Below are 24,024 nucleotides of genomic sequence, written 5' to 3'. Positions count from 1 at the left end.
CCCCGGCGGCGTCCACGTCAGGCTGGCGGCGTCCTCCCCCGTCACGCCGTCCTCCCGGTCACGATTCCTGCAGCGACGCCAGCAGGAACATCCTCGCCTTCTGCCAGTCGCGGCGGATGCTGCGGTCGGAGCGGCCGAGCACGGTCGCGATCTCGGCCTCGGACAGGCCGCCGAAATAGCGCAGTTCCACCACCTGGGCGAGCTTGGCATCGACCGCGGCCAGCCGGTTGAGGGCGACGTCCAGCGCCAGCATGTCCTCGTCCAGGCGCAGGCCGCCCTCGATGTCGTGCGGCAGGTCGGTGACCCGGTGCAGGTCGCCGCCGCGCTTCTGCGCCAGGCGCTGGCGGGCGTAGTCGATCACCACGCTGCGCATCGCCGAGGCCGCGTAGGCGAAGAAGTGGGCGCGGTCGTCGAACTGGATCTCCTTGCGCCCGATCAGCTTCAGGTAGGCCTCGTGCACCAGCGCGGTGGCGTCGAGGGTCTGGCCCATCTGGCCGGCGAGCTGGCGCCGGGCCATGGTGTGCAGTTCCTGGTAGAGGCGGGCGAGGACCTGGTCGAGCGCGCCGCGGTCGCCACCGCGGGCGGCGTCCAGCCAGAGGGTGATGTCAGCGGATTCGGCCATGCGTCCCTTGCCCGTGCGGTCAGCGCCGGGACTATACCGCGAAGGCCCGGGCGCCGCCCCGGAACTCAGCGCTGGCAGTGGCCGCACCACGCCGTGGTGCGCTGGCCGACCAGGGCCTGGCGCAGCGGGCGCCCGCAGCGCGGGCAGGGTTCGCCGCCGCGGCCGTAGGCGGAGAGCTCCTGTTCGAAGTAGCCCGGTGCCCCGTCCGGGGCGAGGAAGTCGCGCAGGGTGGTGCCGCCGCGGGCGATGGCATGGGCCAGGATGGCGCGGACCGCATCGGCCAGCGCGCGGTAGCGCTCGCGCGACACCCGGCCGGCCGGGCGCAGCGGCGAGATCCCGGCCCTGTGCAGGGCCTCGGCGGCGTAGATGTTGCCCACGCCGACCACGATCCGCTGGTCCATCAGGAAGGTCTTCACCGGCGCGCGCCGGCCGCGGCTGCGCGCGAACAGGTAGTCGCCGTCGAACGCGTCCGAGAGCGGCTCGGGGCCGAGGCCACGCAGCAGCGGGTGGACTTCGCCCGGCGCCTGCCACAGCAGGCAGCCGAAGCGGCGCGGGTCGTTGAAGCGCAGCACCCGGCGCGACCCGAGCAGCAGGTCGACGTGGTCGTGCTCGCGCACCGGGGTCGAGGACGGCAGCACGCGCAGGCTGCCGGACATGCCCAGGTGCAGCAGGGCGCTGCCGGCGGCGGTGTCGAGCAGCAGGTACTTGGCCCGCCGGCGCACGGCCAGGATCCGCTGGCCCGGCAGCAGGGCAGGGACCTCGGGCGGGATCGGCCAGCGCAGGTCCGGCCGGCGCAGGACCACGCCGCTCACGCGCCGTCCCTCCAGGTGCGGCGCGAGCCCGGCGCGGGTGGTCTCGACCTCGGGCAGTTCAGGCATCGCCGGCCGCCTCGAGGACGAAGCGGGGTTCCGGCCCCTCCTCCAGCCGCAGCGGGGCGCCGAACGCGCGGCCCAGCAGGTCCGGCACCAGGACCTCGTCGCGCGGTCCGTCGGCCAGCACCCGGCCCTGGTGGAGCAGGACCACGTGGCCGATCTCGGGGACCAGCTCCTCGGCGTGGTGGGTGACCAGGACCAGGGTCACGCCCTCGCCGGCCAGCCGCCGCAGGATCCGCAGCAGGCGGGCGCGCGCCACCACGTCCAGGCCGGCCGCCGGCTCGTCGAGCAGCAGCGCCATCGGCGCGTTCGCCAGCGCCCGCGCCAGCACGACCCGGCGCGCCTCGCCGGTCGAGAGGGTCGCGTACTCGCGGTCGGCCAGGTGGCCCGCATCGACCCGCTCCAGCGCGGCGCGGGCCTGTTCGACCCAGGCCGCGGGGGGCGGGTCGCCGTCCTGCGGCGCCAGGCGGGCCTCGAACGCTCCCAGGACCACGTCCAGCACGCCGAGCCCGGGCAGGTCCAGCAGGTCGTCGTGCATGGCGCCGGTCACGATCCCCAGGCGCGCACGCAGCGTGGCCACGTTCCAGCGCGACTGGCCCAGGATCCTCACCGCCGGGCGGCCGTCGACGTGCGCGAGCGGGTACAGCTGGCGCGTGATCAGCTGGATGAACGTCGACTTGCCGCAGCCGTTGGGCCCGAGGATGGCGGTGTGCCGGCCCTGGGGCAGGCGCAGGCTCACCCCGTCCAGGGCGGTGCGGCCGTCGCGCAGCACGCGGGCCTGGTCGAGTTCGATCAGCGCGGGCGCGCCGGAGTCTTCGCTCATTTCTGTGACATGGGGATGAATCGCGCCCCCCGGCGATGGCGCGGGGGCTGGCCTTGGCGCGGCCGGGGGCCCATGATGCCCGGGTTCCTGCCACTTCGACACCGTCATGCCCGCGTCATTCATCGAGTTCCTCGCCGGCGGCCTGCTGCAGTGGGGCTTCTGGCCCCTCGCGCTGTACCTCCTCGTCGCCACCCAGCTGACCATCTTCTCGGTCACGCTCTACCTCCATCGCAGCCAGGCGCACCGCGGGGTCGACTTCCATCCGGTGGTCAACCACTTCTTCCGCTTCTGGACCTGGCTGACCACCTCGATGATCACCCGCGAGTGGGTGGCCATCCACCGCAAGCACCACGCCAAGTGCGAGACCGAGGAAGACCCGCACAGCCCGATGCACAAGGGCATCGGCAAGGTGTTCTGGCAGGGCGTCGAGCTGTACCGCGAGGCGCGGCGCATGCGCGGCGACATCGAGCAGTACGGCAAGGGCACGCCCGACGACTGGATCGAGCGCCACCTCTACACCCCGTACGCGACCCTCGGCCCGACCCTGCTGCTGTTCGTCTCCTTCGCGCTGTTCGGCTTCGCCGGCGTGGCGATCTGGGCGATCCAGATGCTGTGGATCCCGTTCTGGGCCGCGGGCGTGGTCAACGGCCTCGGCCACTGGTGGGGCTACCGCAACTTCGAGACCACCGACACCGCGACCAACCTCACCCCGTGGGGCGTGTGGATCGGCGGCGAGGAGCTGCACAACAACCACCACGCCTTCCCGAGCTCGGCCAAGTTCGCCCTGCGCCGCTGGGAATTCGACATCGGCTGGGTGGTGATCCGGGCGCTGGAGAAGGCGAAGCTGGCCAAGGTGCTGCGCGTGGCCCCGGCGCTGGACGTGCGCCCGAACATCCAGGTGCCGGACACCGACACCCTGCGCGCGCTGCTGGCGCACCGCTTCCAGGCCATGACCGACTACCAGCGCAACGTGCTGATGCCGGCGCTGCGCGAGGAGGCCCAGGCGGCCGGCGCGAAGCTGCGCTCGCTGCTGCCCCGGCGCATGCGCAAGGGGCTGGTGGACGACGGCCGCTGGCTGAGCCCGGAGGCGCGCGAGCAGATGCAGCAGTGGATCGCGCAGCGGCCGCGGATCAGCACCCTGGTCGAGTACCGCCGCCGCCTGGCCGCGGTGCTCGAGGCCCGCACCAGCAACGCCGGCGAAGCGCTGCAGAACCTGCAGGCCTGGTGCCGCGAGGCCGAGGCCAGCGGCATCCGCGCGCTGCAGGAGTACTCGGCGCGGCTCAAGGGTTACACCCTGCAGACCGCGCGCGCCTGAGGCGGTGGCATCCGTGCCGCGACCGTCCCGGCAAGGTGCGCGTCGCGGTCCATGGCCGCGTCGCACGTGCGCGGCACTGGTCCTGGCGGGGCTCGCCGGGGCGGTGGCCGCGCAGGTCACCGCCACCTCCGACTACCTGGCGAAGATGGACACCGACGGCGACGGCCGCGTGTCGCTCGCCGAGTACCAGGCCTGGATGAGCTACGCCTTCGACGGCATGGACGTCGACGGCGACGGCGTGCTGTCGCCGTCCGAACAGCCCGGCGGGCGGGGCCGCCCGATCACGCGCGAACAGCACCTGGCCCGGCTCGCCGACCGCTTCCGCCGCCAGGACCTCGACGGCAACGGCTTCCTCGACGCCCGCGAGCTCTCGGCGCCGCCGCAATAGCCCGCGGCGCACCCGCGCCTCAGGTCCCCCCGTCCAGCCCCAGCCTGGCGCGCACCTCGCGCGCGACCCGCGCGGTTTCGCGCAACGGTTCGAACGTGCCCGCCGCGTCCCCGCCGGGCGCGCGGATGCGGCCGCGCGCGGCCAGCGCCTCGAGGAAGCGGCGCGGGCGCCCGTCGCAGCGCGCGACATCGAACACTTCCACCGCAGCGCGCGTCGCGCAGGCCTCCGAGACCATGTTCACCGAGTCGGGCGAGCAGACGATGCGGTCGGCCCAGGCCAGCAGGCCGGGGTAGGGGTTGGGTCCGTCGTCCGGGCCCCGCCAGACCAGGCCGGGGGTGCCCGACAGCGCGTCGCGCACGGCCTGCGCCATGTCGGCCGGCGTCCGGCGCGACACCGTGGCCAGCACGCTCCCGGAGCCGGCGGCGGCGCGCGCGGCCAGTTCGCCGCACAGCGCCCGCACGCGCGCGGCGTCGTAGCGGGCGTGGGCGGTCGGCCCGCCGAGCAGCAGCACCGTACGCGGCCCGGGCAGCTCCCCCAGGACGGGGAACTGTACGCGCGCGCGTTCGAGCCAGGCGTCGTCCACGGGATTGAGGCTGCCGAGCAGGGTGATGACGTTGGCGCCGCGCAGCCGGTCGTGCCCGGGAACCACCACCAGGTCCCAGTGGCGCGGGTCGACGCGGGGGTCGAGGACCTGCACGGTCCGGGCGCCGCGACGGCCCAGCAGGCGGGTCGCCAGCGCCGCCTGGCGGCCGCAGCCGATCGCGATCCGGGGCGGGCCTTCCAGGACGCGCGCGAAGCCGTCGCCGAAGGCCCGGGTCGCGGCGGGCAGGGCGCGCGGCGCCAGCCAGCGCCACGGCGCGCGCGGCACGAGCGTGCAGGCGACGAAGCCGGGATCGATCGCCGCGGCCAGCGCCTCGGCCTGGCGCGCATTGCCGGCGCGGCCGTCGCTGAGAGCCCACGCATGGGGCGAATCCGGTGATGCGCCGGCCGGTCGTTGCATCCAGGTCACTGATCCGTTGCGAAGATCGCGGCCGAAGGCCGTCGGCTGAACTCTACACTGGGGCCCATGTCCCGCCGTTCCGACTGGAGTCCCATGAGCCAACCGCTTCCCGACGCCGCACTCGACCAGCTGTTCCGCGCCGCGCGCACCCACAACGCGTTCTCGGGCGAGATCGACGACGCCACCCTGCGCAGGCTCTACGACCTGCTCAAGCTGGGGCCGACGGAGGCCAACTCCTGCCCGGCCCGGTTCGTGTTCGTGCGTTCGGCCGAGGCCAAGGCCAGGCTGGCCCCGGCGCTGTCCGAGGGCAACCGGGCCAAGACCCTGGCCGCGCCGGTGACGGTGATCGTCGGCCACGACCTGCGCTTCTACGACAAGCTGCCGGTGCTGTTCCCGCACACCGACGCGAAGAGCTGGTTCGAGGGTTCGCCGGACGAGCGCCTGCAGCGCGTGGCGCTGCGCGGCTCCAGCATGCAGGCGGCCTACCTGATCCTGGCCGCGCGCTCGCTGGGCCTGGATACCGGCCCGATGTCGGGCTTCGACAACGCCATGGTCGACGAGGCCTTCTTCAAGGGCACGTCGGTGCGCTCCAACATCCTGGTCAACCTCGGCCGCGGCGACCCGTCCGCGATCTTCCCGCGCTCCCCGCGGCTGCCGTTCGACGAGGCCGCCCGGATCGAGTGAGCCGGCGCCCGGCCACGGCCAGCCATCGCCCGCGGTGCAGTACGCTCGCTCCCGTGGTCCGGCGCACGCGACGCGCCCCCTTCATCAACGAACCCAGAGGCAGCACCCATGCGCAACCGTTCCCGTCTCCTGATCCCCGCCGCCCTGGTGGTGGCCCTGGCCGCCTGCCAGCAGGCGCAGCCGCCGGCGCCCGCCGCCGCCGAACCCGCGGCGGCGGAAGCCGCCGACCCGTCCGCGGCCGCGCCCGCAGCGGTGCAGGGCGTCTCCGGCACCTACGAGATCGACCCGACCCACACCACCGTGGTCGCCCAGTGGAACCACTTCGGCTTCTCCAACCCGGTGGCCAACTTCGGCGGCGCCGAGGGCCGCATCGTCTACGACGCCGACAACGTCGCGGCCTCCTCGGTCGAGGTCACGTTGCCGCTGTCGGGCCTCAACGCCTTCGTCGACAAGTTCGACGAGCACCTGCGCAGCGCCGACTTCTTCGACGCCGAACGCTTCCCGGTCGCGACCTTCCGCAGCACCGCGGTGGAAGACGCCGGTCCCGGCAAGCTCAAGGTCACCGGCGACCTCACCATCAAGGACAACACCCGCCCGGTGGTGCTGGACGTGACCATCAACCGCTTCGGCGAGCACCCCATGCTCAAGCGCCCGGCGGCCGGCTTCGACGCCACCACCACGCTGCTGCGCAGCGACTTCGGCGTCGGTGCGTATGCCCCGAACGTGAGCGACGAGGTCCAGCTGCGGATCACCACCGAGGCGGTGGCGGCCGCCGACGAGGCGGCCCCCGCGGAGTGATCCGGCTTCCGGCCGCCGCCCGGCCCGGCGCCGGGCGGCGGCCTGCGGCTTCCGCGCTAGAATGTCGCCGCTCCCGACCTTGCGCGACGCCATGACCGCCACCCAGACCCAGCCCCTGCCAGCCAACGCCCAGCGCGAGTACCAGGTGCGCCGCGCGGACCTGCCGCTGAGCTGTCCGCTGCCGTCGATGGCGCTGTGGAACTCGCACCCGCGCGTGTACCTGCCGATCGAGTCCGAAGGCGGCAGCGCCGATTGCCCCTACTGCGGCGCGCACTTCGTCCTGGTCGACTGAAGCCGCGGCGGCAGCGCCCGTGCCGCGCCCGCTGACCGTCGTCCAGCTGCTGCCGGCCCTGGAGTCCGGCGGGGTCGAACGCTCGACCCTCGAGATCGCCGACGCCCTGGTCCGCGCCGGCCACCGCGCGATCGTCGTGTCGGCCGGCGGACGGCTCGTGCCGCGGCTGCGCCACCTCGGCGCCGAACACGTCGAGCTCGACATCGGTCGCAAGTCGCCGCTGGTCCTGCGCCACGTCCCGGCGCTGCGGCGCCTGTTCGCGCGCGAGCGCGCCGACATCGTGCACGCGCGCTCGCGGCTGCCGGCGTGGATCGGGTGGCGCGCGCTGCGCGGGATGCCGGACGGTTCGCGCCCGCGCTTCGTCACCACCGTGCACGGGCTCAACTCGCCCTCGCGCTACAGCGCGATCATGGCCCGCGGCGAGCGCGTGGTGTGCGTGTCGCGCACCGTGCGCGACTACGTGCTGCGCCACTATCCCGACACCGACGCCGGCCGCGTCCGGGTGATCCCGCGCGGCGTGGACCCGGCGCAGTTCCCGCGCGCGCCGTACCCGGATCCGGACGCACGGGCGCGCCTGGCGGCGCTGCATCCCGCGCTCGGCGGCCACGGGCCGCTGCTGCTGCTGCCGGGGCGCGGTACCCGGCTCAAGGGCCACGCCGACGCGATCGACCTGCTCGCCGCGCTGCGCGCCGAGGGCCGGGACGCGCGCCTGTGGATGCCGGGCGTGCTCCAGGCCGGGCGCGAAGGCTATGCCGGCGAGCTGCGCGCAAGGGCGCGCTCGGCCGGGGTCGAGGCCGCGCTGGAACTCGGGCCGGCCACCGACGCGATCGCCGCCGCGTATGCCGGCAGCGACCTGGTCCTGCAGCTGTCGCGCAAGCCCGAGGCGTTCGGCCGCACCGTGGTCGAGGCGCTGTCGGTGGGGCGCGCGGTCCTCGGCTGGGACCACGGCGGGGTTGGCGAGCTGCTGCGCGAACTGCAGCCCTCGGGTGCGGTGCCGCCATTCGACACGGCCCAGCTGGTGCAGTCCGCGCGGGCGCTGCTCGCGCAGCCGCCACCGCTTCCCGATACCATGGGCTACACCCTGCGGTCGATGCAGGACGCCACCCTCCGTGTCTATGACGAACTCCGCGACGACCGCGACCACGCCGCCCGCTGAAGCCCGCACCGGGTGGCGCTGGGCGCCGCACTGGGTGCTCGCGTTCGTCGCGCTGTGGCCCGCGCCCGGCTACGCCGAGGCGGTGATGGTGCTCGGCGCGCTGGCCGCGATCGTGCACCTGGTCGTGGGCCGGTTCCGCGGCGGCACGCGCCTGCTCACCGTCCAGGCCTGGGCGCTGACCAGCGTGCTGTTCTGCGCCTACTGGCTCCCGCAGCTGGTGTCGGCGGTGGATGCGGTCGACCATGGCCGCGCGCTGCGCGAATCGCTGGTGGACCTGCGCTATCTCCCGTTCCTGTGGCTGGCCGCCTCGGCGGTGGCGAGGCCGGCCGGGCGGCGGACCACGTTCGGCGGCCTGGCGGCGATCGTGGCGGTATGGACGATAGACGCGCTGGTGCAGGTGGTGTCCGGCACCAGTCCGCTGTTCTGGAGCATCGATTCGCTCAAGCAGCTGATCAGCGGCCGGCCGATGTGCAACGCCGAGCAGCTCGCCCTGGCCGACCGCCTCGGCGGCGTGCTGGGCCCGTGCAACCTCAAGCTCGGCGTGGTGCTGGCGAGCCTGTCGCCGTTCCTGCTCTACGTCGCCGGCCGCCGCCTGGGCGTCGGCGGCTGGATCGCGGCCGCGCTGCTGGTCGGGGTGGTGGTGCTGTTCGCCGGCTCGCGCGCATCGTGGATCACCTTCGCCCTGGTGCTCCTGTTCAGCGGCTGGAGTCTGCTGGGCTGGAAGAAGCTGCTGGGCGTGTTCGCCGCCGGGGCAGTCGCGCTGCTGGTCCTGTCGTACTTCTCGCCGCAGGTGCAGCAGCGCGTGGTGCGCACCGCCCAGGCCTGGACCGCCGAGGGCGGCGCGGGCGTGGATACCGCGCTGTCGGGTCGCGCGCGCATCTGGGGCGCGGCGCTGTGCATGGCGCGCGAGCATCCGGTCAACGGCGTGGGGGCGCGCGGCTTCCGCGCCGCGTTCCCGGCCTGCGATCCTGAGCCGGGCAAGCCGGCGGCCTGGGGCGACGGGCCCGCGTTCCATGCCCACCAGATCGTGCTGGAGATCCTCAGCGAGACCGGCGGCATCGGCCTGCTGCTGTGGCTGGCCGGCGCGGCCCTGGCGTGGCGCGCGTGGCGCTACGCCGATGCGCCATCGCGCGACCGGGCGCGTCCGGCGATGCTCGCGCTCGCGGTGACGGTGTTCCCGTTCAATACCCACCTGGCGTTCTATTCGACCTTCTGGGGCGGGGTGACGCTGCTGCTCGCCGCGCTCTACGCCGGCGGCCTGCTGGCGGGGCGGCAGCCGGCGGCGGCGCCGGCGCGGTAGGAGAGGCGTGCGGCCAGGGGAGCGTCGACGCCGCGGGGAGGGCGGTCGCGGCTGAAGCCGCTCCTACGCGGCGGGGGCGTCGTAGGGCGAGGTACCGTCGGGCTGGCGCTTGAAGCGGCGATGGATCCACAGGTACTGCTCCGGCGCGGCGCGGGCCATGGTTTCGATGCCCGCGATCACGCGCGCGGTGTCGGCGGCCGGATCCTTCGACGGAAAGTCCTGCAGCGCCGGCCACAGCGTGAGCGTGTAGCCGCCATCCGCGCGGCGCCGGTGCTGGTACAGCACCACGGCGGCGCCCGAAAGCCGCGCCAGCGAATGGGTCGAGGTCAGGCTGTGCGCCGGCTGGCCGAAGAAGGGCACGTACACCGCGTCGCCGCGGCTCGGGTCCTGGTCGGGCGCGTACCACAGCAGGCCGCCCTGCTTGAGATGGCGCACCGCGCCGCGCACGTCCTGCTTGGGGAACATCGCGGCGGCATAGCGCGCGCGGCCGCGCCGCACGGCCCATTCCATCGCCGGCGAGGCGTGCGGGCGGTACATGCCGGCCAGCGGCACGTGGTCGCACATCAGTCGGCCGCAGACCTCCAGCGTGGTGAAGTGCCCGGAGACCACGATCACCCCGCGCCCGCCGGCGCGCGCGGCTTCGATGTGCTCCAGGCCCTCGACCACCAGCCCGCGGCGCAGCGGTTCGATCGGTCCCCACCAGGCGCGCGCGAACTCGAACAGGCCGATGCCCAGCGCGGTGAAGTGTTCGCGCAGCAGCGCCTCGCGCGCGGTGGCATCGAGTTCCGGGAAGCACAGCGCGAGGTTGCGCGCGGCGACCTCGCGGCGATCGCGCAAGGCCACGCGCAGCAGCGTGCCGATGCCGCGGCCGATGGCGCGCTGCCAGGTCCAGGGCAGGTGCGCCGCGAGCACCATCAGGCCGATCCCCAGCCAGGCCGGCCAGTGGCGCGGCGACAGGGGCGGCGGGGGCAGCTTGGGATCGGTGGCCATCCGCGGATTGTAGTCGGCGCCCGTGTCCGGCCCGTGGCCGGTCGCGCGGGTGCCGCCGGCGCGCGTGGCCGGGCGGACGCGGGACGCGGCCGGCACGGCGTTGCCGGTATCCTGTGTCCATGTCGAGTGCCGCCGATACGACCGAACGCCTGCTGCGCGGCCTGTACTCGACGGCGCTGTACCTGCTGGTGCCGGCCACCGTGTACCACCTGATCTGGCGCGGCTTCCGCCAGGAGGCGTACCTGGAGCGCTGGAGCGAGCGCTACGCGCGCTACGCCGACCCAGCCGCGCCGACCCCGGTCTGGGTGCACGCGGTGTCGGTGGGCGAGGTCAACGCGGTGGCGCCGCTGGTCGATGCGCTGATCAGGGCCTACCCCGATCTGCGCCTGCTGGTCACCACCATCACCCCGACCGGTTCGGCGCGGGTGCGCGCGCTGTGGGGCGATCGCGTCGACCACGTCTACCTGCCCTACGACCTGTCGGGCGCGGTGCGTCGCTTCCTCGCCCACTTCTCGCCGAAGGTCGCGCTGGTGGTGGAGACCGAACTGTGGCCGAACCTGCTGCTGTGCTGCCGCGACGCCGGCATCCCGGCCTATCTGGTCAACGCGCGCCTGTCGGAGAAGTCGCTCAGGGGCTACCGGCTGCTGCGGCCGCTGTTGTCGCGGGTGCTGGCCACGCTGCGGCGGGTGGCGGCGCAGTCGGAGGCCGACGCGCGCCGCTTCCAGTCGCTCGGCGCGCCCGCGGCCACGGTCACCGTCACCGGCAACCTCAAGTACGACATCGCGATCGACACCGCGGCGGTGGAGCGGACCGCCGCGGAATTCCGGGAACGCGCCGGCGGGCGTCCGGCCTGGATCGCCGCCAGCACCCATCCCGAGGAAGAGGCGGCCGTGCTTGCCATCCACCGGCGCCTGCGCGAGCGCTGGCCCGATGCGCTGCTGCTGTGGGCGCCGCGCCACCCCGAGCGCTTCCGCGGCGTCGCCCAGCAGGCAATCGACGCCGGCTGGCGGGTGGCCACGCGCAGGCTGACCCGCCTGCCCGACGCGGAGGACGCGGTGTTCGTGATCGATACCCTGGGCGAGCTGCAGCGGTTCTACGCCTGCGCCGACGTGGCCTTCGTCGGCGGCAGCCTGCAGGATGTCGGCGGCCACAACCTGCTGGAGCCGGCCGCGGTCGGGGTCCCGGTGGTGACCGGTCCGCACCTGCACAACTTCACCGACATCGCCGACCGCATGCAGTCGGCCGGCGCGCTGGAAGTCGGCGCCGACGCCGACGCGGTGGGCGCGGCGATCGAAGGCCTGCTGGAAGACGAAGGCCGGCGCGCGGCGATGCGCGACGCCGGCCTGGCGCTGGTGCGTGACGGCCGCGGCGCGGTCCGGCGCACGCTCGCGGTACTGGCCGCGGACCTGCCGCGGCCGGCGGCGGACTGAGCCGCCGCGCTACTGCCGGACTTCGGCCGGCGCGGTCACGTCCTGGGTCAGCAGGCGGTTCACATCCTGTACCGTGCTGGCGTCGAGCGTGCCCGCGGCCTGCTCGAGCAGCAGCCGGTTGCGCAGGTAGTTGTAGCGGGCCTCGGCATAGGCCTGGCGCGCGCTGAACAGGTTCTGCTGGTTGATCAGCACGTCGATGACGGTGCGGGTGCCGACCTCCAGGCCGACCTGCGAGGCGTCGTACGCGCTCTGCGCCGACACCAGCGCCAGGCGCCGCGCCTCGACCTCGCTGATACCCGCCACCAGCGCCTGGTAGGCGTAGCGGGTGTTGCGCTCGATCGCGCGCCGGCTCTGCTCCAGGCGGTCCTGGGCGATGTCGCGGCCGGCGATCGCCTGGCGCACGCGCGACTGGATCGCGCCGCCGGAGAAGATCGGCACGTTGAGGGTCAGGTTGATGGCGTGGCCTTCGCTCGTGGTCGCCACCTCGCCGCCACGCGGCGAATACCAGCTGGCGCCGTTGCTGTAGGTCACGCCCAGGCCGAGGCTGGGCAGGTGTGCGGCGCGGGCGCCCTGGACGCCGTGCTCGGCGCCCTGCAGGTCGTACTGCGCGGCCAGCAGGCTGGGGTTGGATTCGAGCGCGCGCTGCACCCAGGCCTCGGCGTCCCCGCCCGGCGGCAGTTCCGGCTTGAAGTCCTCGGGCAGCGCACGCAGCGCGTAGATCGGCGTGCCGGTGATCTCGGCCAGCGCCTGGTAGGCGTCCTGCAGCGCGTTGCGGGCGAGGATGGTGCGGGCGCGCGCGGCGTCGTACTGGGCGCGCGCCTCATGCACGTCGGTGATCGGCGCCAGGCCGACCTCCAGCCGCTTGTCGGCGTAGTCGAACTGCTTCTGGAACGCGGCCTCGGCGGCCTCGGCGGCGTTCAGCGTCTCGAGCGCCACCAGCACGTCGAAGTACGCGTTGGCGGTGCGCGAGATCAAGTCGTCGGACGCGGCTTCCAGGTCGTAGTCCGCGGCCCTGGCGTAGTCGCGCTCGGCGCGCAGCCTCGAGATCGCGCTGAGGTCGACCAGGGTCTGGCTGAGGGTCGCGGAGTAGTTGCGGCTGCGGTCGGTGCCGGTGGTGCCGGCGCCATGGTCGCGCCGCAGGCTGGCGCTGCCGGAGATGCTGGGCAGCAGGTCCGCACGCGCCTGCACCGCGCCCTCGCGGGTGTTGAGGCGCTGGGATTCGGCGATCGACAGCTGCGGGTCGTTGGTCCGCGCCAGCTCGTAGGTCTGCATCAGGTCTTCGGCGAACGCCGGCGCAGACGCCAGGGCGAGGGCGAGGGATAGAACCAGGGGGCGGCGGAGCATCGGGGATCCTTGGCGTGTGGGGGCTGAGCGTGTCAGAACTTGAACTCGGGCGGCGGGGCGGCGCCGACGAGGTAGGGCAGCTCGGTTTCGAACAACGATTCGATCCTGTGGTCGTTGACGTCGTTGTGAACGAGCACCGCTTCCATCGCCGGCACGCGGCCGCGAACGATGAACATGCGACCACCGGGACGCAGCCATGCGCCGAAACGTGACGGGATGGTGTCGACGGCGCCGGTGACGCAGATCGCGTCGAAGGTCTGCCGCGGCTCCCAGTCGAAGACGTCGCCGACCACCACGTCCACGTTGGCCAGGCCCTGCGCCTGCAGGCGGCCGTGCGCGGCCTCGGCCAGGTCGGCGTGGCGCTCGATGCTGGTGACTTCGCGCGCCAGTTCGGCCAGGCACGCGGTCAGGAAGCCGCTGCCGGTGCCGACCTCGAGCACCGACTCGGTGCCTTCCAGCGCCAGCGCCTGCAGCGCGCGCGCTTCGAGCACCGGCTTGAGCATCGTCTCGCCGTGGCCCAGCGGCAGCTCCAGGTCGGCGTAGGCCAGGGCCCGGTGGCGATCGGCCACGAACGCCTCGCGCGGCATCCGGGCGAGCACCTCGAGCACCCGGGGGTCGAGGACCTCCCAGGGACGGATCTGCTGCTCGACCATGAGCTCGCGGGCCTTGGCGTAATCGAACGTCATCGTGCGGTCCGGTGGGAATTGGCAGGGAAAGCGATTCTACTGGCCGGATCAGGCAATTTGTGGCCATGATCGCCACCGGCGGCGCGGCGGCTGAGTGCCGGAAGTCACCGCGACCAGTGGCGCAGCGGGCTTCACCGCCCGTCGCCGGCCGGGCGCGTGGCGTAGGCGCGCAGGAACATGTCGACGGCGGCACCGACGTGGGCCTCGACCGCGTCCGGGTCCGGGCGCTCGCACAGGCCGAAGGCCATCCGCGTGTGCAGGTCGCCCTTGACCAGGGCGAAGAACTGGCGCGCCGCGCGCTGCACGTCGGGCAGGTCGAGCTCGCCGCGCCCCGCGCAGGCCTCCAGGAACGCGGCGAACGCGCGCTGGGTGCGCTCGGGGCCGGCCTGCCAGAACATCCGGCACAGCCGCTCGCCGCTGCCCGGACTCATCAGCAGGCGGTGGATGGACAGGGCCTCGTCGCTGGTGATCAGGGCGAAGAACGCGCGCGCGATCCCGGCCAGCTGCACGCGCAGCGGCGCCTCGGGATCCGGTTCGAACAGGTCGTCGGGCATCAGCGAACCGCAGACCACGCGCACCGTCTCGGCGAACAGCGTCTCCTTGTCGCCGAAATGGCTGTAGACCGTGAGTTTCGACACGCCCGCGGCGGCGGCGATCTGGTCCATGCTCGCCCCCTCGAACCCGTGGCGGCTGAACATCCGGGTCGCGGCGTCGAGGATCGCGGCCCGCTTGGCCAGGTCCTTCGGGCGCCCCGGACCGGCGACGGCGCGCGTCCCGGCCGGCTTGGACGGCTTGGCTGACATGGGATCAATAGTAGACTACGCGGTTCGCTATTTATACTATACGAACCAGTTCACTAATTGCCGGGTGAATGCCATGGATGCTGCATTCCGCCGATCCAGGACGTTGCATGCCGTTGCCCTGCTTGGCCTCCTGGCAGCCTGCGGCGGCCGCCAGCAGGAGGCGCCGCCGCCCAGGCCGGTGCTCGTGGAGCGCGCCGGCGCGGCGGCCGACGCGGCCGTCGCCACCTATCCCGGGGAGATCCGGGCGCGCGAGGAAAGCCCGCTGGCGTTCCGCATCGGCGGCAACCTGGTGCGGCGCCACGTCGACGCCGGCGAGGCCGTGAAGCGGGGCCAGCTGCTGGCCGAGCTCGACCCCGGCGACCAGCGCCTCGCCGTGGAGGCGGCCCAGGCGCAGCTGTCGGCGGCCACTGCCGAGCTCGAGCGCGTGCGCGCCGACCGCGAGCGTTACGCCGCGCTGGTCCGCGACCAGCTGGTGAGCCAGTCGGCGATGGATGCGCAGGAGGCGGCGTGGAAGGCTGCCGAGGAGCGCGTGCGCGCGGCCCGCGCCGAACTCGAGGTCGCCCGCAACCAGGCCGGCTATTCGCGGCTGCTGGCGCCGCGCGACGGCGTCATCGCCAGCCGCCAGGCCGAAGCCGGCCAGGTGCTTGCCGCGGGCCAGACCGTGTTCACGCTGGCCGCCGACACCGGGCGCGAAGTGGCGATCGCGTTGCCCGAGTCGCGCGTGCGCGACGTCGCGATCGGCCAGCAGGCCGAGGTCGAATTGTGGAGCGAGCCGGGCCGCAGGCTGCGCGGCACCGTGCGCGAGATCGCCGCCGCCGCCGATCCGCAGGCGCGCACCTACGCCGCGCGCGTGGCGCTGCGGCCGGAGGATGCGGAAGCGGTGCAGCTCGGCCAGAGCGCGCGCGTCCATCTCGGCAATGGCCAGGGCGGCGCGCTGAGCGTGCCGCTGTCGGCACTGCAGCCGGGCGCGGACGGCGGCCACGCGGTGTGGGTGGTCGATCCGTCGGGGCCGGTCGCGCGCCTCAAGCCGATCCGGGCCGGCACCCCGGGCGAGACGCGGGTGCCGGTGCTCGATGGCCTCGATGCCGACGACTGGGTGGTGGTGGCCGGTGGACACCTGCTGCGCGAAGGCCAGGAGGTCGCGCCGGTCGACCGCGGCAACCGCCCGGTGTCCGTGGCCCGTTCGGCGGGGCGCTGAACCATGCGCTTCAACCTGTCGGAGTGGGCGCTGCGCAACCGCAGCCTGGTGCTGTACGCGATGATCGTGGTCGCGATCGGCGGCACGCTGTCGTACCTGAAGCTGGGGCGCTCGGAGGACCCGCCGTTCACCTTCAAGGCGATGGTGATCCGCACGCTGTGGCCGGGCGCCACCGCCGAGGAGGTCTCGCGCCAGGTCACCGAGCGGATCGAGAAGAAGCTGATGGAGACCGGCGAGTACGAGTTCATCCGCTCGTACTCGCGCCCCGGCGAGTCGCAGGTGATCTTCATGGCCCGCGACTCGATGCGCTCGCGCGACGTGCCGGAGCTCTGGTACCAGGTGCGCAAGAAGATCGGCGACATCCGGGCGACCCTGCCCGAGGGCGTGGTCGGCCCGTTCTTCAACGACGAGTTCGGCGACACGTTCGGGAACATCTATGCGCTCACCGGCGAGGGTTTCGACTACGCCGTGCTCAAGGACTACGCCGACCGCCTGCAGCTCGAGCTGCAGCGCATCGACAACGTGGGCAAGGTCGAGCTGATCGGCCTGCAGGACGAGCGGATCTGGATCGAGGTCAGCAACACCCGGCTGGCCACGCTGGGGATCCCGGTCGAGGCGGTGCAGCAGGCGCTGGCGGAGCAGAACGCGGTTGTGCCGGCGGGCTTCTTCGAGACCCCGACCGACCGCGTCCAGCTGCGCGTGGACGGCGCGTTCACCTCGGTCGAGGACATCCGCGCGTTCCCGATCCGCGCCGGCGACCGCACCATCCGCCTCGGCGACATCGCCACGGTGACCCGCGGCTTCTCCGACCCGCCGGCGCCGCGGATGCGCTACATGGGCAAGGACGCGATCGGCCTGGGCGTGTCGATGCGCGAGGGCGGCGACATCCTGCGCCTGGGCGAGACCCTCGACGCGGCGTTCGCACGCCTGCAGCAGACCCTGCCCGCGGGCATGGAGCTGCACAAGGTCACCGACCAGCCGGCCGCGGTGCGCGAATCGGTGGGCGAATTCGTGCGGGTGCTGGCCGAGGCGGTGGCGATCGTGCTGCTGGTGAGCTTCTTCTCGCTCGGATTCCGCACCGGCCTGGTGGTGGCGGTGTCGATCCCGCTGGTGCTGGCGATGACCTTCACGGTCATGGAGTGGTTCGGCGTCGGCCTGCACAAGATCTCGCTCGGCGCGCTGGTGCTGGCGCTGGGCCTGCTGGTCGACGACGCGATCATCGCGGTCGAGATGATGGCGATCAAGATGGAGCAGGGCTTCGACCGCTTCCGCGCGGCCGGGTTCGCCTGGACCAACACCGCCTTCCCGATGCTGACCGGCACCCTGGTGACCGCGGCCGGCTTCCTGCCGATCGCGACCGCGGCCTCGGGCGTGGGCGAATACACGCGCTCGCTGTTCGAGGTGGTGACGATCGCGCTGGTGGTGTCGTGGATCGCCGCGGTGCTGTTCATCCCGTATCTGGGCGAGCGGATGCTGCCCGACCTGTATCCGCCCGCGCACAAGCCGCCGCTGCGGCAGCGGCTGGCCGGCCTGCTGCGGCGCCGGGGCGCGGCGCGCGTGCCGGCGTCACGCGCCGGGGACGAGCGCCCGGAGCGGCCGGCACCGGTCCCCGGCACCGACGGCGCGCAGCCGGCGCACGATCCCTACCAGAGTGCCTTCTACCGGAGATTCCGGCGCCTGCTGGACTGGACCCTGCGCCACCGCTGGCTGGTGATCGCCGCGACCGTCGCCGCGTTCGTGCTGTCGCTGGCGCTGTTCCGCTTCGTGCCGCAACAGTTCTTCCCGGACTCGACCCGCCTCGAGCTGATGGTGGACATGGAGCTGGCGGAAGGCAGCTCGCTGCGCGCGACCGAGGCCCAGGCGCGGCGCCTGGAAGTGATGCTGGACGGCCACGAGGGCGTGGACAACTACGTCGCCTACGTCGGCACCGGTTCGCCGCGCTTCTACCTGCCCCTCGACCAGCAGCTGCCGCAGGCCAACTTCGCCCAGTTCGTGGTCCGTGCCCGCGACCTCCAGGCGCGCGAAGCGGTGCGCCGCTGGCTGCTCGACGAGGTCGTGCCGCAGTTCCCCGAGCTCCAGCTGCGCGTGACGCGGCTCGAGAACGGCCCGCCGGTGGGCTACCCGGTGCAGTTCCGGGTCTCGGGCGAGCACATCGAGCGCGTCCGCGACCTCGCCAGCCAGGTCGCGGACCGCCTGCGCGGGAACCCGAACCTGGCCAACATCCACCTCGACTGGAGCGAGCAGAGCAAGGTGGTGCGCCTGCGCATCGACCAGGACCGCGCCCGCGCGCTGGGTATCAGCTCGCAGCAGGTGGCGCAGTTCCTGACCGGCCAGCTGAGCGGGCTGCAGGTGAGTACCTACCGCGAGGACAACGAGCTGATCGGGGTGCTGCTGCGCGGCACCGGCGATGAACGTTCGCAGCTGGACCTGCTCGGCAGCCTGGCGATCCCGGGCGGCGCCGGCGGACCGGTGCCGCTGTCGCAGCTGGCCACGCTCGAATACGGCTACGAGGACGGGATCATCTGGCACCGCGACCGGCTGCCGACCATCACCGTGCGCGCCGACGTGCGCACCGAGCTGACGCCGCCGACGGTGGTGGCGCAGGTGCTGCCGACGCTGGAGGACATCCGCGCATCGCTGCCGCCCGGATACCTGCTCGAGACCGGCGGCACGGTGGAGGACTCGGCGCGCGGGCAGAACTCGATCAAGGCCGGGATGCCGCTGTTCCTGCTGGTCGTGGTGACCCTGCTGATGCTGCAGCTGCGCAGCCTGTCGCGCTCGGTGATGGTGCTGCTGACCGCGCCGCTGGGGCTGATCGGAGTGACCCTGTTCCTGCTCGCCTTCCGGGTGCCGTTCGGTTTCGTGGCGATGCTGGGCACGATCGCGCTGGCGGGCATGATCATGCGCAATGCGGTGATCCTGGTCGACCAGATCGAACAGGACATCGCCGCCGGGCACGCGCGCTGGGATGCGGTGATCGACGCGACCGTGCGCCGTTTCCGCCCGATCGTGCTGACCGCGCTGGCGGCGATCCTGGCGATGATTCCGCTCTCGCGCAGCGCCTTCTTCGGTCCGATGGCGGTGGCGATCATGGGTGGCCTGACCGTGGCGACGGTGCTGACCCTGCTGTTCCTCCCGGCGCTGTACGCGGCCTGGTTCCGCGTGAGGCACGACGAGGCGCCGCCGGCAATCGCGCAGTAGCTCCACTCGCCCCTCGCATGCGTCCTCCACGGCGTGCGGAGGAGGCGTGGAGGCACGCGCGCCGCAGCGAGATGACCGGAGGCCGCCCAGGCGGAAGGTGTCCGTGACCCTGCGGCATGGGCATTCCCGGGTGCGCTGCGCTTACCCGGGCTGCGGGAACTACGGGGCCCGGGCGAGCTCCCTCCCCCGCGTGCGGGGGAGGGTCGGGGTGGGGCAGATGCGCGGCCGGGGCAGGATCGAAGGCCGCGTCCGGGGCCTACGGCACATCGGTGAGCGTGCGCGCCAGGCGGAAGCGCGGTCCCGGGTGCGCCGTGCCGGCCCGTCACTCTGGTCAGGGCCTGCCGGCCTTTGCCGCATCCAGCAGCGCCATGAACGCGCGCGCGGCATTCGACAGCGTGCGGCCGCCGTGGGTGACATAGCCCAGCCGCCGCCGCAGGCGCACGCCGGGCACGCGCAGCACCACGGTCGAGGCGTCGAGCATGGTGTGCGGCAGCACGCTCCAGGCCAGGCCGACGCCGGCCAGCATCTTCAGCGTTTCCATCGCATTGGTGGTCATGTGCAGGCGGACCGCCAGTCCTTCCGCGGCGAAGCGCTCGGCCACGATGCGGTGGGTAAACGTGCTCGGATCGGGCAGCACCGCCGGATGCGCGGCCAGGTCGCGCAGGCTGGCGCGCCCGCGCGCGGCCAGCGGATGGTCGGGTGCGACCACGAACTCCAGCGGGTCGTCCCAGACCGGCACCGCATGCAGCGGCGGCGCGGCCGGGCCGAGGGTGGTGATGGCCAGTTCCAGCCGCCCGTGCAGCACCTCGGACCAGGCCTGTTCCGAATCGAGGAAGCGGATGTCGACCGCGGCCTGCGGATGGCTGCGGATGAACGTGCGCAACAGCGGCGGCAGGCGGTGCAGGCCGATGTGGTGGCTGGTGGCGAGGTTGAGCCGGCCGCCCACCGCGAGGTCGAGGTTGCCCAGGGCGCGGCGGGTGTCCTCCATCTCGGCGAGGATCCGGCGTGCGCGCGGCAGCAGCGCCCGTCCCGCCTCGGTCAGCGCCACCTCCCGGCCGATGCGGTCGAACAGGCGCCGCCCGAGGTGCTGTTCGAGCGCGGCGATGCGCTTGCTCACCGCGGGCTGGGTCAGGCGCAGCCGCTCGCCGGCGGCCGAGAAGCCCCCGCTCTCGGCGACCGCGACGAACGCCTCCAGGCTGGCCAGTTCCATCCAGTCGCACCGGTTATGCAATGGATGAAAAATATGAATTTGAGTTATTGGAGGCAAGTGCCTAGGATCGGCCGCCTGGCAACCGGCAAGCCGCGGAGCGGGTGATGGCAGGCAAGACGCTGTACGACAAGCTGTGGGAGATGCACGAGGTCAAGCGCCGCGACGACGGCTCCTCGCTCATCTACATCGACCGCCACATCCTCCACGAGGTCACTTCTCCCCAGGCGTTCGAAGGCCTGCGCCTGGCCGGCCGCAGGCCGTGGCGCGTGGACGCCAACATCGCCACCCCGGACCACAACGTGCCGACCACGCGGCAGGAGCGTTCCGGTGGGCTGATGGCGATCGCCGACCCGGTCTCGCGGCTGCAGGTGCAGACCCTGGACGAGAACTGCGAGGACTTCGGCATCCTGGAGTTCCGCATGGACGACGTGCGCCAGGGCATCGTGCACGTGGTCGGCCCGGAGCAGGGCGCGACCCTGCCGGGCATGACCGTGGTCTGCGGCGACTCGCACACTTCCACCCACGGGGCATTCGGCGCACTGGCGCACGGCATCGGCACTTCCGAGGTCGAACACGTGCTGGCCACCCAGTGCCTGGTGGCCAAGAAGATGAAGAACATGCAGGTCCGGGTCGAAGGAACACTCGGCCCGGGCGTGACCGCCAAGGACATCGTGCTGGCGGTGATCGGCGGGATCGGGACCGCCGGCGGCAACGGCCATGCGCTGGAGTTCGCCGGCAGCGCGATCCGCGATCTGTCGATGGAAGGCCGCATGACCCTGTGCAACATGGCCATCGAGGCCGGCGCACGGGTGGGCATGGTGGCCGTGGACGAGAAGACGATCGAGTACGTGAAGGGTCGCCCGTTCGCGCCGAAGGGCGCGCAGTGGGATGCGGCGGTGGCGCTGTGGCGCACCCTGGTCTCGGATCCCGACGCGCATTTCGACACCGTGGTCGAGCTGCGCGCCGAGGACATCAAGCCGCAGGTCAGCTGGGGCACCTCGCCGGAGATGGTGGTCGCGGTGGACGCCGCGGTGCCGGATCCGGCGCGCGAAGCCGACCCGGTGAAGAAGGATTCGATCGAGCGCGCCCTGAAGTACATGGGCCTGCGGCCCAACCAGCCGATCACCTCGATCCGGCTGGACCGCGTGTTCATCGGTTCGTGCACCAACTCGCGCATCGAGGACCTGCGCGCGGCCGCCGCGGTGGCGCGCGGGCGCAAGGTCGCGCCGACCGTCAAGCAGGCGCTGGTCGTGCCGGGTTCGGGCCTGGTCAAGGCGCAGGCCGAGGCCGAGGGCCTGGACAAGGTGTTCATCGAGGCCGGCTTCGAGTGGCGCGAGCCGGGCTGCTCGATGTGCCTGGCGATGAACCCCGACAGGCTGGGCGCCGGCGAGCACTGCGCCTCCACCTCCAACCGCAATTTCGAAGGCCGCCAGGGCGCCGGTGGCCGCACCCACCTGGTGAGTCCGGCGATGGCCGCCGCCGCCGCGGTGGCCGGCCACTTCGTCGACGTGCGCGAACTGCTGAGCGCCTGAGGAGACCGCCGAGATGAAAGCCTTCACCGCCCACACCGGCCTGGTCGCCCCGCTGGACCGGGCCAACGTCGACACCGACCAGATCATCCCCAAGCAGTTCCTCAAGTCGATCAAGCGCACCGGCTTCGGCCCGAACCTGTTCGACGAGTGGCGCTACCTGGACGTGGGCGAACCGGGACAGGACTGCAGCACGCGGCCGCTCAATCCCGATTTCGTGCTCAACCTCCCGCGCTACCAGGGCGCCAGCGTACTGCTGGCGCGCGAGAACTTCGGCTGCGGCTCCTCGCGCGAGCACGCGCCGTGGGCGCTGGTCGAGTACGGGTTCCGCGCAATCATCGCGCCCAGCTTCGCCGACATCTTCTACAACAACAGCTTCAAGAACGGTCTGCTGCCGATCGTGCTGTCCGACGTCGAGGTCGACGAGCTGTTCCGCCAGTGCGAGGCCACCGGGGGCTACACCCTCACCGTGGACCTGGCGGCGCAGACGGTCACCCGCCCGGACGGCGTGCAGCACCGCTTCGAGGTGGACGCGTTCCGCAAACACTGCCTGCTCAACGGCCTGGACGACATCGGCCTGACCCTGCAGGAGAAGGACGCGATCCTGGCCTTCGAGGCGCGCCACCGCGCCGCCCAGCCCTGGCTGTTCGCGCCGGCCTGAGCCGGCCACGCTGGCCCGCCCGCACGGCGGTCCACGCCCCGTGGCGGACTCCGGCCCGTCCTGGGGGCTGAACGGCTGCGCGTCTGCCTTGCGATACCTGCCTAGGCAGTTATATACTGCGCAGCAATGGCGCCCCGCAACGACCCCCGCGAAAGCCTCGGCTACCTCGTGACCGACCTCGCCCGGCTGTTCGGCCGGGTCTTCGACCGTCGCGCGGCCCACCTCGACCTGACCCGCGTGCAGTGGCGCGCGCTCAAGCGCCTGTCCTGCTCCGAGGGCGCCACCCAGGTGGAACTGGCCGACCAGCTCGACGTGGAGCCGATCGCCCTGGGGCGGGTCATCGACCGCCTGCAGAAGGCCGGTTTCGTGGAGCGTCGCGCCGACCCGTCCGACCGCCGGGTCTGGCGCCTGTACCTGCTGCCTCCCTCGCAGCAGGTGACCGACGAAGTCGAGCGCCTCGCCGCGACGCTGCGCCGCGAGTCGACCGCCGGCATTACCGCCGCCGAACTGGCCACCACCCTGTCGGTGCTCCAGCGCGTGCGCGGCAACCTCATCGAGCTCGACCGCGAAGACCGCGGCGAGCCCCCCAGCAAGGGCTGACCCCATGACCAGCAAGTTCGAACCGGCCGTCGACCCGGCGCCCGTCCCCGTCCGCAAGCGTCGCGTTCCGCTCTGGCTCTGGATCGCCGGCCCGCTCGCCGTGCTCGGTTTCTTCGGCTGGGAATGGGTCGTGTCGAGCCGGCAGGTGGCCACCGACAACGCCTACGTCAAGGCCGAGCGCATCCTCGTCGCGCCCCAGGTGGCCGGACGGGTGGTCGAGGTCGCCGTGGGCCAGAACCAGGCGGTGAGAAAGGGCGACCTGCTGTTCCGGATCGATCCGCAGCCGCTCGAGATCGCGCTCGCCCAGAACGAGGCGCAGCTCGCGCGCATGGCCAACAGCGCCACGGCGAGCCGGGCCAGGGTGAGCGGCGCGGGCGCCTCGATCCAGGCCTCGCGCGAGACCCTGGCCTGGGCCGAACGCGACCTCGCCCGCATGCAGGAGCTCGCCGCCCAGCAGCTGGTCTCGCGCAAGATGCTCGACGACGCGCGCCACGCGGTGGCCGAGGCGCGGACCAGCCTGGCCGACGCGATCGCGGCGCAGGCCGAAGCCGAGGCGACGCTCAGCGGCGACGTCCACACCGCGACCGAAGATCTCCCCGAATACCGCGCCGCGCTGGCGATGGTGGCCCAGGCGCGCCTCGACCTGGAGCACGCCGAGGTGCGCGCACCGGTGGATGGCGTGGTCGGCACCCACGACCTGCAGGTGGGCGAGTTCCTCGCCGTGGGCCAGACCGCCATGCCGCTGGTGGCGACCAGCACGGTGTGGATCGAGGCCAATTTCAAGGAAACCGAACTCACCCGCATGCAGGTCGGCCAGCCCGCCGTGGTGGAACTCGACAGCTACCCGGGGGTGAAGTGGCGCGCGCACGTGGCCTCGATCGCGCCGGCCTCGGGCGCCGAATTCAGCGTGCTTCCGGCACAGAACGCGACCGGCAACTGGGTCAAGATCGTCCAGCGCATCCCGGTGCGGCTGGAGATCGACGGCGCGGACCGCCCCGATCCGCCGCTCATGCGCGCCGGCATGAGCGCTGAGGTCACGGTCGAACTGCGCGATCCGGCCGACGGGGCCGTCGAATCGCCCGCCGGCACCGCCGCGGGCATGCACTGAGCGTCCGCACGGCG

23 protein-coding genes are annotated in these 24,024 nt (G+C 72.9%); 14 read left to right on the top strand and 9 right to left on the bottom strand.

All coding sequences use genetic code 11. From position 1 onward, the window contains the following. Positions 1 to 58: 58 nt before the first annotated feature. From LUTJ29_RS0104530 to LUTJ29_RS16095, 3 genes are all read right to left on the bottom strand, one after another. On the bottom strand, positions 59 to 622 hold the full coding sequence (locus LUTJ29_RS0104530) for an ECF-type sigma factor (RefSeq protein WP_027071510.1): 564 nt from the start codon (positions 620 to 622) through the stop codon (positions 59 to 61). Between the two features lie 65 nt (positions 623 to 687). Continuing rightward, positions 688 to 1,500, bottom strand: coding sequence for a bifunctional DNA-formamidopyrimidine glycosylase/DNA-(apurinic or apyrimidinic site) lyase (mutM, locus tag LUTJ29_RS0104525; protein ID WP_027071509.1), 813 nt, complete (start codon positions 1,498 to 1,500; stop codon positions 688 to 690). Next, positions 1,493 to 2,317 (bottom strand): ATP-binding cassette domain-containing protein, encoded by an 825-nt coding sequence (locus LUTJ29_RS16095; protein ID WP_051322685.1) that lies wholly within the window; start codon positions 2,315 to 2,317, stop codon positions 1,493 to 1,495. Before LUTJ29_RS16095 ends, mutM begins: the two co-directional genes overlap by 8 nt. A gap of 106 nt (positions 2,318 to 2,423) precedes the next feature. On the opposite strand from LUTJ29_RS16095, the gene LUTJ29_RS0104515 reads away from it, so the two are divergent. Next, positions 2,424 to 3,632, top strand: a complete 1,209-nt coding sequence (locus tag LUTJ29_RS0104515) for a fatty acid desaturase (RefSeq protein ID WP_027071508.1) — start codon at positions 2,424 to 2,426, stop codon at positions 3,630 to 3,632. 76 nt (positions 3,633 to 3,708) lie between these two features. Further along, complete coding sequence (locus tag LUTJ29_RS18325) at positions 3,709 to 4,020, top strand: hypothetical protein (RefSeq protein WP_027071507.1); 312 nt, start codon at positions 3,709 to 3,711, stop codon at positions 4,018 to 4,020. Positions 4,021 to 4,039: 19 nt separating this feature from the next. Here the strand turns inward: LUTJ29_RS18325 and LUTJ29_RS0104505 are convergent, their stop codons facing one another. Further along, the gene (locus LUTJ29_RS0104505; RefSeq protein ID WP_027071506.1) at positions 4,040 to 5,020 is read right to left on the bottom strand and encodes a mitochondrial fission ELM1 family protein; all 981 of its coding nucleotides are present in this window, start codon (positions 5,018 to 5,020) and stop codon (positions 4,040 to 4,042) included. Positions 5,021 to 5,113: 93 nt separating this feature from the next. Here LUTJ29_RS0104505 and LUTJ29_RS0104500 point away from each other — a divergent pair, with 93 nt between their 5' ends. The 5 genes from LUTJ29_RS0104500 to LUTJ29_RS16085 all read left to right on the top strand — a co-directional run bounded on the left by LUTJ29_RS0104500 (position 5,114) and on the right by LUTJ29_RS16085 (position 9,250). Further along, entirely contained in the window at positions 5,114 to 5,704 is a 591-nt protein-coding gene (locus LUTJ29_RS0104500; protein WP_027071505.1) for a malonic semialdehyde reductase, read from the top strand. Between the two features lie 108 nt (positions 5,705 to 5,812). Then, positions 5,813 to 6,502 (top strand): YceI family protein, encoded by a 690-nt coding sequence (locus tag LUTJ29_RS16090; RefSeq protein ID WP_084524642.1) that lies wholly within the window; start codon positions 5,813 to 5,815, stop codon positions 6,500 to 6,502. A gap of 91 nt (positions 6,503 to 6,593) precedes the next feature. Next, positions 6,594 to 6,794, top strand: coding sequence for a zinc-finger domain-containing protein (locus LUTJ29_RS0104490; protein WP_027071504.1), 201 nt, complete (start codon positions 6,594 to 6,596; stop codon positions 6,792 to 6,794). 19 nt (positions 6,795 to 6,813) lie between these two features. Further along, positions 6,814 to 7,950, top strand: a complete 1,137-nt coding sequence (locus LUTJ29_RS0104485; protein WP_027071503.1) for a glycosyltransferase — start codon at positions 6,814 to 6,816, stop codon at positions 7,948 to 7,950. Continuing rightward, positions 7,910 to 9,250 carry an O-antigen ligase gene (locus LUTJ29_RS16085; RefSeq protein WP_043740368.1) on the top strand — a complete coding sequence of 447 codons (1,341 nt, stop codon included), beginning with the start codon at positions 7,910 to 7,912 and terminating at the stop codon, positions 9,248 to 9,250. The genes LUTJ29_RS0104485 and LUTJ29_RS16085 overlap by 41 nt, the downstream gene beginning before the upstream one ends. A gap of 63 nt (positions 9,251 to 9,313) precedes the next feature. Here the strand turns inward: LUTJ29_RS16085 and lpxL are convergent, their stop codons facing one another. Continuing rightward, on the bottom strand, positions 9,314 to 10,240 hold the full coding sequence (gene lpxL, locus LUTJ29_RS0104475) for an LpxL/LpxP family Kdo(2)-lipid IV(A) lauroyl/palmitoleoyl acyltransferase (RefSeq protein WP_051322716.1): 927 nt from the start codon (positions 10,238 to 10,240) through the stop codon (positions 9,314 to 9,316). A 119-nt stretch (positions 10,241 to 10,359) separates the two neighbouring features. Here lpxL and waaA point away from each other — a divergent pair, with 119 nt between their 5' ends. Next, the gene (gene waaA / locus LUTJ29_RS0104470) at positions 10,360 to 11,670 is read left to right on the top strand and encodes a lipid IV(A) 3-deoxy-D-manno-octulosonic acid transferase (RefSeq protein WP_027071501.1); all 1,311 of its coding nucleotides are present in this window, start codon (positions 10,360 to 10,362) and stop codon (positions 11,668 to 11,670) included. Positions 11,671 to 11,679: 9 nt separating this feature from the next. Here the strand turns inward: waaA and LUTJ29_RS0104465 are convergent, their stop codons facing one another. From LUTJ29_RS0104465 to LUTJ29_RS0104455, 3 genes are all read right to left on the bottom strand, one after another. Next, on the bottom strand, positions 11,680 to 13,014 hold the full coding sequence (locus LUTJ29_RS0104465; protein ID WP_027071500.1) for a TolC family outer membrane protein: 1,335 nt from the start codon (positions 13,012 to 13,014) through the stop codon (positions 11,680 to 11,682). A gap of 32 nt (positions 13,015 to 13,046) precedes the next feature. Next, positions 13,047 to 13,700 (bottom strand): protein-L-isoaspartate O-methyltransferase, encoded by a 654-nt coding sequence (locus tag LUTJ29_RS0104460; RefSeq protein WP_027071499.1) that lies wholly within the window; start codon positions 13,698 to 13,700, stop codon positions 13,047 to 13,049. A 131-nt stretch (positions 13,701 to 13,831) separates the two neighbouring features. Further along, a complete protein-coding gene (locus tag LUTJ29_RS0104455) occupies positions 13,832 to 14,503 on the bottom strand; it encodes a TetR/AcrR family transcriptional regulator (RefSeq protein ID WP_027071498.1) in 672 nt (223 codons plus the stop codon). A gap of 103 nt (positions 14,504 to 14,606) precedes the next feature. Here LUTJ29_RS0104455 and LUTJ29_RS0104450 point away from each other — a divergent pair, with 103 nt between their 5' ends. Both LUTJ29_RS0104450 and LUTJ29_RS0104445 read left to right on the top strand, forming a co-directional pair. Then, a complete protein-coding gene (locus tag LUTJ29_RS0104450; protein ID WP_027071497.1) occupies positions 14,607 to 15,701 on the top strand; it encodes an efflux RND transporter periplasmic adaptor subunit in 1,095 nt (364 codons plus the stop codon). Between the two features lie 3 nt (positions 15,702 to 15,704). Then, the gene (locus LUTJ29_RS0104445; RefSeq protein ID WP_027071496.1) at positions 15,705 to 18,902 is read left to right on the top strand and encodes an efflux RND transporter permease subunit; all 3,198 of its coding nucleotides are present in this window, start codon (positions 15,705 to 15,707) and stop codon (positions 18,900 to 18,902) included. Positions 18,903 to 19,233: 331 nt separating this feature from the next. Here LUTJ29_RS0104445 and LUTJ29_RS0104440 read toward each other — a convergent pair whose 3' ends face one another. Continuing rightward, the gene (locus LUTJ29_RS0104440) at positions 19,234 to 20,112 is read right to left on the bottom strand and encodes a LysR family transcriptional regulator (protein WP_027071495.1); all 879 of its coding nucleotides are present in this window, start codon (positions 20,110 to 20,112) and stop codon (positions 19,234 to 19,236) included. Between the two features lie 104 nt (positions 20,113 to 20,216). On the opposite strand from LUTJ29_RS0104440, the gene leuC reads away from it, so the two are divergent. The 4 genes from leuC to LUTJ29_RS16080 all read left to right on the top strand — a co-directional run bounded on the left by leuC (position 20,217) and on the right by LUTJ29_RS16080 (position 24,010). Next, positions 20,217 to 21,644 (top strand): 3-isopropylmalate dehydratase large subunit, encoded by a 1,428-nt coding sequence (gene leuC, locus LUTJ29_RS0104435; protein ID WP_027071494.1) that lies wholly within the window; start codon positions 20,217 to 20,219, stop codon positions 21,642 to 21,644. 13 nt (positions 21,645 to 21,657) lie between these two features. After that, a complete protein-coding gene (gene leuD / locus LUTJ29_RS0104430) occupies positions 21,658 to 22,302 on the top strand; it encodes a 3-isopropylmalate dehydratase small subunit (protein ID WP_027071493.1) in 645 nt (214 codons plus the stop codon). A 126-nt stretch (positions 22,303 to 22,428) separates the two neighbouring features. Continuing rightward, positions 22,429 to 22,902: a MarR family transcriptional regulator gene (locus LUTJ29_RS0104425; protein ID WP_027071492.1), complete on the top strand. Its 474-nt coding sequence runs from the start codon at positions 22,429 to 22,431 to the stop codon at positions 22,900 to 22,902. A gap of 4 nt (positions 22,903 to 22,906) precedes the next feature. After that, the gene (locus LUTJ29_RS16080; RefSeq protein ID WP_051322683.1) at positions 22,907 to 24,010 is read left to right on the top strand and encodes an HlyD family secretion protein; all 1,104 of its coding nucleotides are present in this window, start codon (positions 22,907 to 22,909) and stop codon (positions 24,008 to 24,010) included. Positions 24,011 to 24,024 lie beyond the last annotated feature (14 nt).

The organism is Luteimonas sp. J29, assembly GCF_000472505.1.
Classification (GTDB): Bacteria; Pseudomonadota; Gammaproteobacteria; order Xanthomonadales; family Xanthomonadaceae; genus Luteimonas.
Note: the sequence above shows the minus strand (reverse complement) of the source record. Positions and strands in the feature narration are given on the sequence as shown.

Bases quoted from the DNA above. Each gene is read 5' to 3' on its own strand.
- LUTJ29_RS0104460 (WP_027071499.1), bottom strand. From the start codon at position 13,700: ATGACGTTCGATTACGCCAAGGCCCGCGAGCTCATGGTCGAGCAGCAG.
- waaA (WP_027071501.1), top strand. From the start codon at position 10,360: ATGTCGAGTGCCGCCGATACGACCGAACGCCTGCTGCGCGGCCTGTAC.
- leuD (WP_027071493.1), top strand. From the start codon at position 21,658: ATGAAAGCCTTCACCGCCCACACCGGCCTGGTCGCCCCGCTGGACCGG.
- LUTJ29_RS16095 (WP_051322685.1), bottom strand. From the start codon at position 2,317: ATGAGCGAAGACTCCGGCGCGCCCGCGCTGATCGAACTCGACCAGGCC.
- LUTJ29_RS0104455 (WP_027071498.1), bottom strand. From the start codon at position 14,503: ATGTCAGCCAAGCCGTCCAAGCCGGCCGGGACGCGCGCCGTCGCCGGT.
- LUTJ29_RS0104440 (WP_027071495.1), bottom strand. From the start codon at position 20,112: ATGGAACTGGCCAGCCTGGAGGCGTTCGTCGCGGTCGCCGAGAGCGGG.
- LUTJ29_RS0104500 (WP_027071505.1), top strand. From the start codon at position 5,114: ATGAGCCAACCGCTTCCCGACGCCGCACTCGACCAGCTGTTCCGCGCC.
- LUTJ29_RS0104465 (WP_027071500.1), bottom strand. From the start codon at position 13,014: ATGCTCCGCCGCCCCCTGGTTCTATCCCTCGCCCTCGCCCTGGCGTCT.
- lpxL (WP_051322716.1), bottom strand. From the start codon at position 10,240: ATGGCCACCGATCCCAAGCTGCCCCCGCCGCCCCTGTCGCCGCGCCAC.
- leuC (WP_027071494.1), top strand. From the start codon at position 20,217: ATGGCAGGCAAGACGCTGTACGACAAGCTGTGGGAGATGCACGAGGTC.
- LUTJ29_RS0104490 (WP_027071504.1), top strand. From the start codon at position 6,594: ATGACCGCCACCCAGACCCAGCCCCTGCCAGCCAACGCCCAGCGCGAG.
- LUTJ29_RS16080 (WP_051322683.1), top strand. From the start codon at position 22,907: ATGACCAGCAAGTTCGAACCGGCCGTCGACCCGGCGCCCGTCCCCGTC.
- LUTJ29_RS0104530 (WP_027071510.1), bottom strand. From the start codon at position 622: ATGGCCGAATCCGCTGACATCACCCTCTGGCTGGACGCCGCCCGCGGT.
- LUTJ29_RS0104515 (WP_027071508.1), top strand. From the start codon at position 2,424: ATGCCCGCGTCATTCATCGAGTTCCTCGCCGGCGGCCTGCTGCAGTGG.
- LUTJ29_RS16085 (WP_043740368.1), top strand. From the start codon at position 7,910: ATGACGAACTCCGCGACGACCGCGACCACGCCGCCCGCTGAAGCCCGC.
- LUTJ29_RS0104445 (WP_027071496.1), top strand. From the start codon at position 15,705: ATGCGCTTCAACCTGTCGGAGTGGGCGCTGCGCAACCGCAGCCTGGTG.
- LUTJ29_RS0104425 (WP_027071492.1), top strand. From the start codon at position 22,429: ATGGCGCCCCGCAACGACCCCCGCGAAAGCCTCGGCTACCTCGTGACC.
- LUTJ29_RS0104505 (WP_027071506.1), bottom strand. From the start codon at position 5,020: ATGCAACGACCGGCCGGCGCATCACCGGATTCGCCCCATGCGTGGGCT.
- mutM (WP_027071509.1), bottom strand. From the start codon at position 1,500: ATGCCTGAACTGCCCGAGGTCGAGACCACCCGCGCCGGGCTCGCGCCG.
- LUTJ29_RS16090 (WP_084524642.1), top strand. From the start codon at position 5,813: ATGCGCAACCGTTCCCGTCTCCTGATCCCCGCCGCCCTGGTGGTGGCC.